Below are 15,813 nucleotides of genomic sequence, written 5' to 3' on the forward strand. Positions count from 1 at the left end.
TTTATAGTGTAATTAAAAGAAACGGATTATGACCCAGGAAGAGATGCTTTCACAGATGAACTCAATGCTGCAGTCCCTGCAGCAGGTGAACGCATCCCAGGTTGAGACCATCATCAGGCTTACCCGGCAGAATGAATCCTTACAGAATCGTCTCAATGAGCTGACGGCTCAAGTCGCATGGCTGAACCGCCAGCTTTTCGGTCACAAGTCGGAGAAACTCCCGTCTCTTGACTCCAACCAGCCTGACCTGTTCAGTGACTTTCTTCCTGATAATGCGGCTGAACTGGAAAAAGCGCGTGAAGTAGCGGTGCAGACAATCACAAAAGAAACGGGAACGGAATAACCGCAGGATAATGGAAGGTCTTCCCGTACTTGAAAGGGTAATTATCGAGCCGGAAGACATTGACCTGGAACTGTACAGGAAGATTGGTGAGGAAGTGACCCGTGTGGTGGAACATAAGCCCGGACAACTGTATATAAAGGAGATTGTACGCCCCAAGTATGCCCTTAAAGACAACACCTCACTTCCACCGGTCGGCAGAAAAGGAGTGGAGATAGCCGCCATGCCGCTGTTGCCTATATACAAAGGAATAGCGGGACCTACACTTTTGGCGGAGATACTCCTGCAGAAATATGAGTATCATCTTCCCTTCTACCGCCAGGTGAAACAGTTGCATCACCTGGGCTTCAAGGCTAGTGAAAGTACCATAGACGGATGGTTCAAGCCTGCGGTTGAACTTCTCAAGCCACTTTACGAGGTACTCAGGCAGGAAATCATGAAATCCGACTACATACAGGGGGATGAAACGACCGTACCTGTACTGGACAAGGCAGGACATCAGACCAACAAGGAATACTTGTGGATGGTCAGGGCGGTAGTCGAACGACTGGTGCTTTTCCATTATGACAAAGGATCACGGTCAGGTACAGTGATAGGGCAACTGGCTAAAGACTTCAAGGGTTATTTCCAATGTGACGGCTTTGAGGGTTACGAATCTGCTTTCAAGGTCAACCCGAACGTGCGTATTGTTAACTGCATGGCTCATATACGCAGGTATTTTGAACAGGCACTTGCTGAAAACAGGCAGATGGCGGAACATGCCTTAAAAGAAATACAGCTTCTATATCGTATAGAACATGACTGTGACCAGAAGCAGCTTACAGAAAATGAACGAATGGGAAAACGTCAGAAACTTGCCGGACCTATTATGGATGCCTTGAAACTATGGATGGAAACAGAAGGGATAAAATACAGCCCAAACAGCCTGACCGGGAAGGCGATAACCTATGCCTATACCCGCTGGGAGAATATGATGAGGTATCTGCAGGATGGACGTATCCATATTGATAACAATCTGGCGGAAAATGCCATCCGACCAATCACACTGGGTAGAAAGAACTACCTGTTCTGCGGAGATCATCAGGCGGCCGTCAGCATGAGTGTCGTCTGTTCGTTGCTGGCGACGTGCAAAGCGCATAAAGTAAATCCGCGCACGTATCTGAATGATGTTATAGCAAGAATGCCATATATGCAGAAGGCAAATTATGAGGAACTGCTACAAATGTTGCCACACAAATGGAAAGAAATGAATAAAGAATGATGGAGATACAACTATAATGGCTGCTTACCTTGAAAGGAGATACAGCCATTTTTTATAGTGTACTTTATCGGATGCTTACGTATATAAGGTGGTAACACCATCAAAAAAACGAAAAAAAGCGATACACTTGGAGACAAAAAGCCCCTTTTGGACGTTTTTTGTATTACCGTAGCTGTGTTACCATTATGAATAAGTACGTAAGATTATTCTTCAACCAGAAGAAAAAAGCCACATCAACAATGGCAGGAGCCATTGAAATAGTTGTTTGCCTACAACGAGAACGCTATTATTTTCATTCAAGGCATAATGTCACCATCGACCAATGGTGTCACTTTGATTTCCGTGAAAAATTATGAACATAGAGTCGATGTGACTTCAATCAACGATGGCGTTTACATAGCTGCAATACTTACGACAAACGGTGTTGTCTATCGTAAATTCCTCAAAAAAGGATACTGATCACTCCTAAATATAAAAGCCTTTATACAACAACTTCAAAGTCCACAACTTTGAGACTATTGTTATTTTTCATCGTGCAAATTGAACGCATAATAACCAAATATATTGTTCATATATTGATTTAGACATGAATTGAAAAACAAAGAGTCTAACCACTTCTAAGCAAAATACTACCTCTATTATTCTCCCATAAATACTAAATCTTCGTCAAGCAACGCAATTATGCGATAAAAATTGCTAAATTTGCATAGTTATCCGAAGCTGCAAACTTGAGTAAACTCGCTTCGAACACTCTCAGCAAAACACTACCGCTGCTTCCAATCAGGATAATGATAACGCCATTAAAAAAAGGTGCTTTGGTATAAATGACAACTATGGTAGAACGGTATTTTTATAAAGTTTGTAACGGCCTTTTTGCATTGGAAAAGACCGAAGGGATAGTAAGTGTATATGACTGTGGCGGACAAAACCAATCTGCAATCCAAAAAGCTATAACAAAAGCTTCTGGTGGAAAGCATGGACATATAGATAATCTCTTTATTTCACATTATCACCACGATCATATCAATGGTCTTATGCTTCTTCTGGGATTATTTGATGTGGGAAGAATAATCCTACCCATGGTTCCAAATCTAACCAGAGTCTTGAACTACAGCTCACTTCGGTCTATATATTATGCTGATTTTGTACTGAACCCTCAAGATTTTATATCATACGTATCTCCAGATACTACTGTGGTTCAAATCGGAAACGAGGATAAAGAAAATTATCCTGGAGATGACAATGTGATAAACTTGGACGGCATCAAGAATAACATAGTTTTTAAAGGAGACGTTGCGAAGTTTATTCAAAATGACTGGCAGTATGTGATTTACAATAGGCGAATCATGACTATGGCTGAACTTGCTAAGTTTATGGGAAAACTCGGATTGCCAGTGTCAGCCACTACCGATGAAATAATAAAAGCTCTACAGAAAACCAAGGCTAAAAATATAAAAGACTCCCTTGCACGAGTGTTTTCAAAGTCAGAGATAGAGAATATTAATGACTATAGCATGGTCGTATGGAGCGGACAGACTAAAACTTTGGATCATGGCTGTCTATATACCGGTGATTACAATGCTTGCTCGTATATGAATAATCTGAAAGTGGTATATAAGTACCTTCTTCCTCGATCTGAAATAATTCAAATTCCACATCATGGATCGACTTATAACTTTCATCTGGATATTTGTAATCCCAAAGCCATTCATGTAATATCAGCATCTTCAGGTCCATATAATTCTCGGAAAATTGTTGACCCGAGTGATGTTATAACACAACTATCGGTCCTGAAATATAAAGGAAAGGACACTCGTGCTAACGATGTTCTTATCTAATATTCGTATGATACGTTGGTTACATATTTCCTATTTGCTGTTTGGAAGCATTAATATGTCTTCTATGTTGAGGAAGAAATTCATCTCATTTATAAAGGAATCTGGATGCTCGATTGATTATATATTTTAACTGGAGATATAAAAGCTACAGGTCGTCGATTTACAGGCTTCGCAACTGATATGGCTTTAAACAGCATAATGTACAAAGATAATTAACAAATGTTGTAAAACGAGCGATGAATAATACGATAACATGCTATAATCCAAATACGAATCATAGATGGGACTCTAATTTGGAAGGTCCCACGGACAATGTTTTGAATTTGTCTCAAAGTCAGATTAATCAACTGCCAAATATAAATCAGGTAGTCGAATTTTGTCATTCAGTTGAGAATATTTTTATCAATTCAGGAGGATGGGATAGCATTGATATGGGGATTCCTCAAATAGGATTATTCAAACAGTTAGGTCTTAATAATCCATGGGGAGCTTATGATAATAATGGGACTAACGAAGACTTCATCGTTTCGAGACTTAACAGTGGTCGTTTTGCTCTTAAACCTAATTTAATGTACCGACCATTTCTTTATAGAGGGCAAAACACCTTCCATCCCCGGATTGTTTCGGGGTTTGATAGATGCTCGAAAGAAGAAAAACTCATTGCAAATTTAAAGGTTACTGAATTTATTCTCCTTTTGAGAACTCACCCTCTATTCAGGATGTTTGATGCCGGTATTAATTTAGATGGATACAGCAAGACCATATTTTTTGAGATGAATTATTATGGACTTGCACAGCATTATGGCTTCAATACGGGATTATTAGATTTTTCATCAGATATCGAGGTTTCTGCCTTCTTTGGTGCAACCAAGTGGTTGGCACCAGATAAATACTGCCGTTTTAACAATCCCGAAATTCCATACGGAGTTATCTACCACTACTCTGTTCATCCCTCATCAACATTTATAAGTGAGGGGTTCTCTTCAATCGGATTGCAGGTTTTTCCACGAAGCGGTCAGCAAAAAGGTTTCCTTCAAGACTCAGGGAAAATGAACATTAATGTCAATCCGAGTATCATTGCAATCCCTTTCAGACATGATGCCATCGAGGACCAAAAAATCATTGATCGATGGCATGGCGGTCAACTTCTATTCACTGTTGATGAATTAAGCCCAATATCAGATCTTATTCTCGATTCAAAAGAGATTTCTTTATCAGCCTTTGCATACAATCTATTTGTTAATCCTCAGGATAATGAAGCTACTAATAGAAAGATGTGCAAGAACCAGGGGTACACGATTAAACCTCATTTAAGATATGTTTTCACCGAAAAGATTCTTGAAATGTATTTCGATAAAATCAGGAATGGTTGGTGGGAAGATTTCTGTAATAGAATATATTGGGGTGATTCAAAAAAAGCCATTAGTCTAAAACAACAGATGATAGAATTGCCACGAAATATGTATTATTGGCAGTATTTTCACAAAGAGGATTATCGCCGATTGTATTATCATCAAACTGATGAGGAGTTTAAGGCTTCAAGGGTTTGATATTATTATATCACGACAAAGAGAAATATTCCTCTATCGTATAAAAATATTTAACCTTAGAATTCTAACCATCCATTGTACGGTCAAAAACTTGCCGGATTTGTGCCGCATTGTTGCTAATTTATTCCCTTCTATTGTACGCTTTGTCGTCGTTTTGGCTACCCTTTGGCTACCCGACTTTGCAAGAAGAGGATGTCCGTTACGGGTACCCTCTTTTTTCTTTGTATAAAGTCCGTGACCTAAGACACGAAATAGTCACAATTATCACATACTACTCTAAACAATTTACAGAAAATATATTGATTCCCATTTCAAATCATCATATGTTATCTTTAAGAAAGCCACATGGAATAGATATAACCTTCATTTTCTCAATAATATTATCTATTAGCCCAATGAAATGCTCTTCATCTTGATAGACGGAAACAATAAAACGCCCTCCCTCATCAATACTCTTGTAGCCAATCTGCTTATACCATTCTATTTTATCGGTCATCTTTTCACCGTATTCCAGATCATCTGTCATTCCAAAATGTTCCCAGTGAAAGACTGTCCGAGTTTCTTTATTATATACGGTAAAGTCAGGGTATCGTTCTTTACCAGCAGCAACTAAAAGACGTTCATAATAAACATCGAATATCTCTACTGCCAATAACCGATTCATTATATTGAGTTCTTGTATAGATCGGACCATTGTTCCATTGGCTGCCCGATATTTTTTATTTCCTCTAAAGAACTGGCTTTTATCCGGATGCGAACTTGCAATATTCTTATTTTCTGACGTCGTTTTTTTAGAGTAAACTCTTAATGGAGGAAAGAAATGCCATTGATAAAAATTTTTATTAGAGGTGTCAACTTTCACATTCTTGATAATTTGAGTTAATACTCCCCGGTCGTGCATCCTACGCATAAAACCATTAAATTCTTTAGCTGATGCGAAATGTTGTCTAAAATCATCTTTATGTTTCAAAAACTCATATATATCTGTACTTCTTACTGTTTTCGTATTGACCGTCATAGCAAAATACTCTCCAATGTACTTGTTAATGGTCATTAGTAAACTATATTCTTTCGGAAGTGATTCCATTTTCAATAGATTAAGTTTTATATTTTAATAATTGGTATCTATAATTTCGATCTTTACTTGTTGTGCTGTTTTTTTTATACAAGTCCAAATCAGGAATACCATTCTATTTATCATTTAATCTCTGATTCTAAATACGAATAATCTTTTCTCGGATTTTTCAACTCAGTTTACAAATATATCTATAAAAAAAGATTCAAGAAATATTTTCCAAGTTTTTTAAACAGTATATCTTCAAAATAATTACTTTTCCGTTTTAGTTATTTCTTCCCTATGAAATGAAAAAACTCTTCTCATACCTCTTACATAGTAGAAAATGAATCTACAAATCAATTCTATAAATAATCAGTCTTAAAAAAATAAGAGTTCGATTCATCATGTAACTTTGCAATTTTTACACCAAATTTGTATTTACATAATATAATAGTAAAACTACACGATATAAAAACTAAAAAATATTCGGAACACTCTGACTATTCCTTTCTACACTCTGCTTCGCAGGCTGTTTAAACAATGATGATTCACAAGATAAAGTTTAAACCATTAAAATGTTTGTTTCAGCAGAAATGAGCATGTATCAACCTTGAGAAGCATCTGATCCTATTGAATGTATGTTAGTAAAAGAAGAAAAAGAAAACGACATTAGCTAATCCTCCAGCAGATGGAAGTAGTATTAGATATCAATTGATAGAAATATTATCGAAAGATAAAGTAGAATAGAAAATTATGTAGTTTCCTGTTAGAAGGTATATCATAAATTATGCTTAAGGAGAAGTTATAGAAAACAATTTTCAGATCGGATAAATTTGAATTTAAAAACCCAGACTTATCCGATCCGAAAATCAACCATTAAATATACACATCCAGATTTCTTTAGATCAACGAATAAAATTAGTTCGGATAGCAGATTCTATTTCAGGATACTTTTTTTCTTTAGCAATGTTTTCCAACAACCATGCCATATTTTTACCTAACATCCGCATTGTCTGCAAACCTTCCGCATCTTGCAAAGCATCTCCAGGTAGCATCCCATGTACAATATTCCAGTACTGGGAGGAAACAACAGGCATATGATTAATTGTGAAATATTTATTCAACCGGTCAAGAGTTGCACTCGCTCCTCCCCTTCTGCAAACAGTTACCGCTGCAGCAGGCTTGTACTTCATCAAATCCGAACTTGAATAAAAGACCCGGTCAAGCAGAGCACACAGTGAACCATTAGGCCCTGCATAATAAGTTGGTGAACCCACTATTAATCCGTCAATTCCATCTTCCAGTTGTTTTCTGATTCTATCGTACAATTCATCTTGAAAAACACATCGTTCCAACTCTCTGCAACGATTACAAGCGATGCAACCTTGCATGGCCTTTACCCCAATTGAAACGATTTCTGTTTCCACTCCATTCTCATTTAAAGTTTTAGCCACTTCTGACAAAGCAATATAAGTATTCCCACCCTTTCGTGGACTACCATTTATTAGTAATACTTTCATATTCAGATCATTTTTTTATTAATGAATTTATATTTTCCTATTACATAATACTTAAACAATGCAAAGTTACAATTGTCATTAGACTAATAAATTATACTGATTACAGATAAAAATACCTTTTTTACTGGATCTGATCAAATAGTTACGACCATCTATATTAGCATAAGATCCGGATCCTATCATAAACTTTAAAAGGAAAGTATATCATTCATTCCTTATCTTCCCCTTAAATAATCAATTTAATTACTCTCTTTATATGCGGATGGTTGCACTCCAAAATGTTTTTTAAAGAATTTATTAAATGCACTTTGGCTCTCAAATCCAAGAAGAAATCCGATTTCTGTCAGGGAGATTTTTTCTCTCAAATATTTTAAAGATAACTCCATACGTAGATCATCAAGAATCTTTTGATATGAAGTACCCTCCGTCTTTAACTTTCTCTGAATATTACGTTCACTCATATTAAATCTCTTTGCAACATATTTCAAAGATAAATCATCATTTAAAAGACTATGCACAAGATACCTGCGAACCGTTTGAGACAAGCCATGATTCTGTGCTGTTTCCTGTATTTGTATCTCATTCATATAGTCTTCAAAAATCACAAGCATCTCTTTATTTCCCGTTATGATTGGTAAATCCAATACCGTCTTATCAAAAACAAGAATCAACCGATCATGATTAAATATCACAGGACATCCCAAATACTCTTCAAGTTTATCCCTCCTCCCCTCTTCCTTATACATAGAATACACAAGAATAGGGTACAGAAACCGCCCTGTAAAACTATAAGCATATTGGAGAAAAAAGCCACATTGCATTTCAATCCACTGTCTGGAAGCTATCGGATACAATCGTTCGAACCGGGGTTCTATCGATATTTCAAGAAAAAAATTAATATCATCCTCTTTCGTCACAAATGTATATATGTCATTTATTGCCGGGTCAAATGGTGCATCATTCTCAAAAATATCACGCACCGTTTTACTTTGATTGAAAATATTAAAGAAACTTCCGGTCAAAACAAACGGTAACAAGAATCCCGTTTCCAAACCGATTCTGGAATTACCTGTCTTTTTAACAATATATTCCAGATATAACCCCAGTATATTGGCATCAATTTTGGCTGTCGGATTTTGTAATATCACATAATCATACTTCAATTCCACCAGAACTTCAGACAATTCGGCTTCCGTAGTTCTAAAATGCTTTAAAAGCATATTTAACAATCCGGCTGTAATAAACATACATTTGTCGCTTTTGGACAAATATATGGCTTTATTTTCAATATGACAAAAGAACACCTGACTTATCTTTGCATTCCCAATAACAGAACTAATTTGATATGATAAAAATCATTAGGTATTATGACTATTATATGAGCATTAGTCGCTTATATTATACATTTTGTCATAAGTAACAAGGTAGTTCGTCAAATAATCTCTCACTGCAGAATTATTTGGTTTATCTTTACACCTAAAATAGTAACTATCATCATCAAACTAATTTATTATTCTACCTATGCCTATAGAAAATGTGATTCAACAGAAATTAAAATGATTAGGTGCAGACTTCATCCGCTTTGTCGATATCATTGTGTGGAATGTTTAAAATGTTTAGTAACCTGCCCATAAACTAAATCAGCTAAAAAAATAAAATATGCAAAATCAAATTTTTATATTCCGAACATCAATAAAAAATAAACAGGATATAAAGCGTATCAAAACCCTTTTTACCCAATATCCTACTATTCATAAATGGAACGTAGATTTAGAAGACTGGGAAAAGATACTAAGGATAGAATGTTTGGAGATAACTCCAATTGATGTGCTAAATGCATTGCAAACAATCAATATCTATGCAGAGGAATTAGAGTAACTCTCATTAAGATCTAAATTATAACAGCTATCATATCAACATAAAATTAAAGAGAAGATGAAAGAAGAATCATTACTGCATTTCGATAATTCGGCCTATGACTACATTGATAGTTATGAATATACAATCATAGATAAGAAAAACAGGATCGATATCCCTGAAATAGTGAAAGCATTTGCCAAGCCTGGTCCAAAATGGTTTGAAGGACTATTTGCCCTAAGAAATAAAATAGCATCACTCTTTAAACTAAAAACACCTTCTATAATCACCAAAAAAGAAGACAACGATAGTAATAAATACGAAGTAGGAACACGGGCCGGAATATTCAAAGTATATGGTAAAACAGCAACAGAAATTATCCTTGGCGAAGATGATAAACATTTGGACCTAAGAATTTCACTACTTCTGGAACAAAGTAAGTACAATGAAAACGAAAAAAAGATCACAGTAACAACCATCGTCAAGTTGAATAATAAATTAGGAAAATATTACTTTTTCATAATAAAACCATTTCATCGGACTATTGTTCCATTAATATTAAAACGCAACTTTAAACAACTGGAATCGGAAATCAATGTATAAATATTGAGTTCCTCCTCTCCTATTCATCAACTCGTATCATAACCAAAGATTTTGATTATAGTCCTATAACAACCCCATTATTACAACGTAAATCTTTATTATAAAATAAGCAATTTATCATTCTAAAATTTAATATTTCTGTCATATCTTATAAACATCTTATTCATTTATCGTAGAGTTTCACCCCGTTACTCTACGATAAATGGGATGAAACTCTACGACAATCTGAATAATTGTCGTAGAGAAAAAGATAAGCCACGTAACCATCTGATAAACAAAGTGTTATAAAAGATTAAAAATGTATCATTTTTTCATCTTACATACATCAATCCCTATTCTTTTAATTATTTTAAAATAATTTACAATAACCCAATAAAATATTACCTACCAATGGCAACTCTGATTAAAGATTGTCAGGTGTAAGTATAGATCGGGATATTCGTTTGAAATTAACATTGTTAACGGGAAATTATATCTATATATCTTCTGACTGTAAGAATACGTACTTTTAGACCACAAAACTACGTACTCTTTGTATATAAAACTACCTAATTAACACACTATTAAATACGTAATTTTGTAAATAAAGATATAGATAGTTGTAACTTCCTAAAGCAGAAGCTGGCCAGACTTAGAATTGGATTTTATAACTAAGATTGGGCAACATATTACTAACCTTTATTTTTTCGATTTTATTCTTTTGTTCGTTATATTGATATCCATGTTGGCCTGTATATCCGGTAACATTTAGCAATTGAAACCCAAATTCATGCGAAAGATGTTTTTTGTTTAGTTTATAACTCATACCTAAATCGGCAGTAAAAGCAGGTGAAAACTGTTTACTAAAGGCTTGTGTCTCGTCATAGACAATATCTTTACTATCCATTGATGCAGCTTCGTCAATGGGGGTATAGCGATCTCCTCCCTGATAAGAAATACGGAGATTGGCATTAAAAATATGTTGCCGGTGTTTCCCCCATATCCATTCTTTACCACCTAAAGCATTGAACAGGTACCTCCGGTCGAGTCTCGTATTACGCCAGATCTTATCTCCGCCGCAATATTCCGACTTGAATACCGAGCCAGTAAGCATATAATAATACCCTTGGGTCAGATAGCGTTCCAATGTAATATCCACTCCATAATTTCGTCCTTTACCCTGGTTTACCAAAGGGCGGTCCAGATAATAGAAATCATGATTAATGATAGAGAATGAAGTACCTGGCTCCACAGGGATGTTATACAAAGACTGATAATAAGGTTCTATCTTCAGATGAGTATTCTTAGAAATGCCAAAATCATAGGTTAATACGAAATGATGCGCTTTGGCGAAATTCAGGTTCTTATTTATCTCCCTATCGCCGGTCTGTGGAGTTTTTATGTAATAATAATCTAACTTTTCCCGCCTGCTATGCATGCCATAAGCTATTGCCAATGATTGAAATGGTAAAAAATCCCATTTTAAAGCGAACCGAGGCTCTATAGTCCAATGGTCGTTAAGCGTAAAAAACTGGGTAGTCACCCCTAAATTGGCCGTCAGCAGATCTGTTAGTTTAATGACAGAATTACTATATGCCGACACTACAATAGCATGTCCGTCTCCCTTAGCAATCTTCTGCATAGGTTTGTTCAATCCGAAATTGGGCGACAGATTAAAATCCAGGTCATATAACAACCCGGTAATAGTAACGCCCGAGCGGTTGGTATGCTGCGAACTGTATTTCTTGTTGAAGTACGAACTCAGTACAATGTCCAGATTCGTACTTTTCATATCCACCACAGGTAAATAAAACAAGGGATTTTCAGAAACAACCTGCTTTAATCCAGGATGATTATCTGAATAAGTAGCAGCGAGCGAGGTCTTAAAATAGGCATTGTCCTTCAGGTTATATCGATGAGTAATTCCACCCGCTATCTTTATCATTGATGTTTCTGAGCGTTGTCTGTCACTATACGTCTCCCATTTATTACGCTCCAAAGGGTCACTTTTTATTCCGTCCAGAAGCCCTATTCCCCATATGGCAAATGTTCCGGCTTTACGTGTCGGCAGATTAATCTTAAATGTAAGGTCCTGATAAGTAATCCCCGTATTATCAGTAAAAGCTTCCATCAGGCCGGTTGTTGAGTAACGATAATTAAAGATATAAGAACTTCCGTTTTTCTTACTTATTGGTCCTTCGGAAGCTACATCCAACCCTAATAACCCAACCTGGATAGCATGTTCATACTTTTCATTATTACCATTTCGGATAGACAAATCAAATACTCCCGAAAGTGCATTACTGTATTCTGCAGGAAAAGCCCCGTTAAAGAAATCAGAATTCCCCATTACCTGGCTACTCAAACCGGAAAACAAACCACCACCAACGCCTATCATATCCGAAAAGTGAGTAGGGTTCGGGATTTCTACACCTTCGAGTTTCCATTGTAAAAACTGAGGAGAGTTACCTCGTATTGCTATGGCATTTGTTCCGGGACTTCCGGCTACACCGGCAAAGGAAGTAGCAAGACGGGCCGGATCATCCAGACCACCGGCATAACGGTTAGCTTCTTCTACACTGATCATACGCCCACCGGTCAGTGCCATAGGATTCAAAGGATGTTCCTTATTAATATTTGCCCGTACAATTACTTCATCCAATTTTTGTGCACCTTCAGTCAAAGTAACCTCATAATAAACTTCTTTGGCAGAAGTAAGCAATATTTCCTTAATAATTGCAGGCTCATAGCCAAGACATGTCACTTGCAGATCGTATCTTCCCACCGGGACATTTGCGAAGCGAAATCTTCCCAGACTATCAGTTGGTCCTCCCCTTTGGGAAATTATATTCAACAAAGCTATATTTGCAAAAGTAACAGGTAAACCGGATGCAGCATCTCTGACCACGCCTCTTATTGTCTGTTTCGGAGAACCGGCTGGAGTTGTATCCGGTGAAGATTTGGAGGCTTCACGAACGACTATAATATGTAAACCGTTAATTTTATAAGTAAATCCGGTATCTTTAAAGATAAAAGTAAGTGCCTCTTTCAAACTTACGTTTTTTACATTGACGGTTATTTTCCTTTGTGCGTCAAATTGAGCAATGTTGCAAGCTACCGTATAGTTACTTTGTGCTTCTATCTGTTCAAAAGCCTGTTTTGTTGTGATATTCTGTCCCGAAATTGAAATTTTTACAGCTTGTGCCATTGATGTCACTGAGACAAAAATTGCAATTATCAACCAGATAATTTTAGGGATCGTATTATTTTTCTTATTTTTGGATTTTAAGAAACGCATATCTATTTTTTATTATAGAAAAGTTAAGTACTATTTTAATTTTACAGAATGGAATATATCTGACTTTTCAGAACCGGGAAGTGGCTTCGAAACAGCTTTCCGGTTCTTTTTTTCTATCTGCCTCCCTCCTTTTTTATCAGTGTTATCTCATTGTTTCGTATCTCGTATTCAAATCCACCTACAACATCTTGCAGAACATTCAATATTTGCTTCACATCCTCATCGTTAATAAATTTAACAGAATAAGAGTCATTCGCAAACAATTTCTTATCATAATGAATAATCACATTATACCGGCGTTCAAGTGTATTCATCATATCGTTAAAGGTAGACTCTTGAAAAATAAGCTTCCCCTCCTTCCAACTGAAACTCCCGGTTGGAACAGTATTTACCAATACCGATTCATCTGTTTTGTTGTAAACAATCTGTTGACTGGGTTTCAATACATAGTGGCTGTCTGTTTGCCCCGTTCTCACATCGACCTGTATTTTTCCGCTATTCAGGGTAGCCGTACTTCTATCATCAGTAGGATAAGCACAAATATTAAACTTAGTACCAAGAACCTTCACTGACAGATGATTGGTTTTCACAACAAACGGTTTTACGGCATCAGGAACCACCGAGAAATAGGCCTCACCTACTAACGTTACAGTACGTATTGTATCACTAAATCCGGAAGGATAAATAATTTTGCTACACGAGTTTAGTTGAACAACCGTCCCATCGGGCAGTGTACACTGCTTCTGTTCGCTACTTAGAGTGATTACCTCTATCATTCGTACCTCCCTGTTGATATACAGATATCCGCCTAAAAATAAAAGTACCGGAATAACTACTGCTGTATAACGCAACCATTTGAAAGATAAAACAGAACGTTTCTTTACAGCCTCTTTCATTCCAATCGTTGATTTTACTTTTTCAAGTGACGCGTAAAGAGACTTATCCGGCTGAATCTGTAATTTATTCCAGACAGCATACAATGAACGATCTTTCTCCATTCTCCATTTCTCGTCAACGATCCACTTTTGTACTTCATCTACTGTTTTCGGTGGATAAGAATGGGTGAAAAACAGAGTAATAACTCGTGATATATAATCAGGTTTCATACACTTAAAAATTTATTTTCACATTACCACTTGATTCACTATTCCACTTTTCTTTGTATGGGTCATATTGATACCGCGTAGTTACTCCAACCTGCGAATTGTTTCCGATCTTCATTGTAGCCGCCGCACCTGCTTCTGTCTTAGGCAACAACCGATACGAAGAGCGGGATGCATCATTAAGCACATCAGTTAAGTACTGCCCCCAAATATCAAAGTTTACTCTATCACTTAACTGATAACGAAACAGAAACCTTGTGCCGGAACGATCTGAAGAATGCATTCCGGTAAATTGCTTCAAGGCAAGCAGTCCTCCCATTATAGAAAGCTTACTATTTATTTTTAATCCCACTGCACCAAAAGCCGAAATATAGCTTCCCAAATTCTGATAAGTATATTTTTCACCTTCTAAAAATATAAATGTATGTTTAGAAATAGCAAAAATATCGTTTCTGCTGTAGTCAGAAAAGAAAGAGAAAGTGTTCGGCCTCATTTGAACCGGCAGAGGATAGTATCCGGAATAATCACTGACCGGATCCATAAAAGAACTCTCGCTTACAGAATATTCCGCACCAATTTTGATCTGTTCTTTGGAGGGAATAAGTAACCCGGAACTTTCAGGAAGCTTATCATAAATATTTACCTCTGTGAGAGTATGTTCGGATTGAGCCTGTAAAGGCAATGCCGGCAATAGTAATCCGAAAATGAAAAGTGCTTCTTTTAACTGCATGGCTATGTTTTTTATCAAATACTCCATAACCAACTTTGGTTATGTTCTATACTATAGATACAACTCTATCATCAACCACTCCCGACCTAAAACATTTTTTTTCAGATAAATAATAAAAGGAAAGCAGATATTACCCTTCTTATTTCCTGCAAAGCCAAACTAAGCTGATTTTCCACAGTCTTTTTTGATATCCCCAATTTACCGGCTATTTCATCATTAGGAATACCTTCGTTCCTACTCATACGATAAATTCTACTCCGCTGAGAGGGCATTCTGCACACAGTCATTTCTACCAGTAAGCTGATCTCTTTAGCAAAAAGAATTTCATCAGAACAGTCCGCCTCTTCCAAATGATTACAGTTTTCCAGAAATGCCTCTTCAACAGATTTGTGCTTGATATAATTAAATGCAGTATTCCGGGCAATAGTATATATATAAGCATTAAACGGTTTCTGTGGATTTATAGACTGACGGTTTATCCATAACTTTACAAAAATATCCTGTGCCAGTTCTTCCGCATCACTTTCTGATTTTAAAAGTCCGTTTAGGAAATACTTAACTTTCCCAAAATAAGCAATAAATATATCTTCAAAAGCTTTATGATCGCCATTCTGTAATGCTTCAACAATTTCAATTTCCATATATCTGATATTTGCTATGAAAAGGTGATGACTTCT

Annotated in this window: 11 protein-coding genes and 2 pseudogenes; 6 read left to right on the plus strand and 7 right to left on the minus strand. The window is 36.4% G+C overall.

Annotation, left to right across the window (positions count from 1 at the left end; genetic code table 11):
• Positions 1 to 28: 28 nt before the first annotated feature.
• The 3 genes and pseudogenes from tnpC to VCM39_RS11665 all read left to right on the plus strand — a co-directional run bounded on the left by tnpC (position 29) and on the right by VCM39_RS11665 (position 4,989).
• Positions 29 to 1,601 (plus strand): annotated as a pseudogene (gene tnpC, locus VCM39_RS11655) (IS66 family transposase).
• A gap of 833 nt (positions 1,602 to 2,434) precedes the next feature.
• The gene (locus VCM39_RS11660) at positions 2,435 to 3,439 is read left to right on the plus strand and encodes an MBL fold metallo-hydrolase (protein WP_322932637.1); all 1,005 of its coding nucleotides are present in this window, start codon (positions 2,435 to 2,437) and stop codon (positions 3,437 to 3,439) included.
• Between the two features lie 236 nt (positions 3,440 to 3,675).
• Entirely contained in the window at positions 3,676 to 4,989 is a 1,314-nt protein-coding gene (locus VCM39_RS11665) for an FRG domain-containing protein (RefSeq protein ID WP_289292084.1), read from the plus strand.
• A 319-nt stretch (positions 4,990 to 5,308) separates the two neighbouring features.
• On the opposite strand, the gene VCM39_RS11670 is transcribed toward VCM39_RS11665, so the two are convergent.
• Positions 5,309 to 6,076, minus strand: a complete 768-nt coding sequence (locus VCM39_RS11670; protein WP_278509162.1) for a hypothetical protein — start codon at positions 6,074 to 6,076, stop codon at positions 5,309 to 5,311.
• A gap of 660 nt (positions 6,077 to 6,736) precedes the next feature.
• Here VCM39_RS11670 and VCM39_RS11675 point away from each other — a divergent pair.
• Positions 6,737 to 6,793, plus strand: a pseudogene (locus VCM39_RS11675) (hypothetical protein); the annotation flags it as partial.
• Positions 6,794 to 6,951: 158 nt separating this feature from the next.
• Here the strand turns inward: VCM39_RS11675 and VCM39_RS11680 are convergent.
• Together VCM39_RS11680 and VCM39_RS11685 are read right to left on the minus strand one after the other, a co-directional pair.
• Entirely contained in the window at positions 6,952 to 7,566 is a 615-nt protein-coding gene (locus tag VCM39_RS11680; RefSeq protein ID WP_289292087.1) for a flavodoxin family protein, read from the minus strand.
• Positions 7,567 to 7,805: 239 nt separating this feature from the next.
• Entirely contained in the window at positions 7,806 to 8,813 is a 1,008-nt protein-coding gene (locus VCM39_RS11685) for a helix-turn-helix domain-containing protein (RefSeq protein ID WP_322932636.1), read from the minus strand.
• A 412-nt stretch (positions 8,814 to 9,225) separates the two neighbouring features.
• On the opposite strand from VCM39_RS11685, the gene VCM39_RS11690 reads away from it, so the two are divergent.
• Positions 9,226 to 9,444: a hypothetical protein gene (locus tag VCM39_RS11690; protein WP_007485282.1), complete on the plus strand. Its 219-nt coding sequence runs from the start codon at positions 9,226 to 9,228 to the stop codon at positions 9,442 to 9,444.
• Positions 9,445 to 9,501: 57 nt separating this feature from the next.
• Positions 9,502 to 10,026 carry a DUF2867 domain-containing protein gene (locus VCM39_RS11695; RefSeq protein ID WP_322932635.1) on the plus strand — a complete coding sequence of 175 codons (525 nt, stop codon included), beginning with the start codon at positions 9,502 to 9,504 and terminating at the stop codon, positions 10,024 to 10,026.
• 631 nt (positions 10,027 to 10,657) lie between these two features.
• On the opposite strand, the gene VCM39_RS11700 is transcribed toward VCM39_RS11695, so the two are convergent.
• From VCM39_RS11700 to VCM39_RS11715, 4 genes are all read right to left on the minus strand, one after another.
• The gene (locus VCM39_RS11700) at positions 10,658 to 13,303 is read right to left on the minus strand and encodes a carboxypeptidase regulatory-like domain-containing protein (protein ID WP_322932634.1); all 2,646 of its coding nucleotides are present in this window, start codon (positions 13,301 to 13,303) and stop codon (positions 10,658 to 10,660) included.
• 113 nt (positions 13,304 to 13,416) lie between these two features.
• Positions 13,417 to 14,409: a FecR family protein gene (locus tag VCM39_RS11705; RefSeq protein WP_322932633.1), complete on the minus strand. Its 993-nt coding sequence runs from the start codon at positions 14,407 to 14,409 to the stop codon at positions 13,417 to 13,419.
• Positions 14,410 to 14,413: 4 nt separating this feature from the next.
• Positions 14,414 to 15,163 carry a hypothetical protein gene (locus VCM39_RS11710; protein WP_322932632.1) on the minus strand — a complete coding sequence of 250 codons (750 nt, stop codon included), beginning with the start codon at positions 15,161 to 15,163 and terminating at the stop codon, positions 14,414 to 14,416.
• A 74-nt stretch (positions 15,164 to 15,237) separates the two neighbouring features.
• Entirely contained in the window at positions 15,238 to 15,777 is a 540-nt protein-coding gene (locus VCM39_RS11715) for an RNA polymerase sigma-70 factor (protein ID WP_002560591.1), read from the minus strand.
• Positions 15,778 to 15,813: the final 36 nt, after the last annotated feature.

Source organism: Bacteroides mucinivorans, assembly GCF_034654355.2.
GTDB lineage: Bacteria > Bacteroidota > Bacteroidia > Bacteroidales > Bacteroidaceae > Bacteroides > Bacteroides nordii.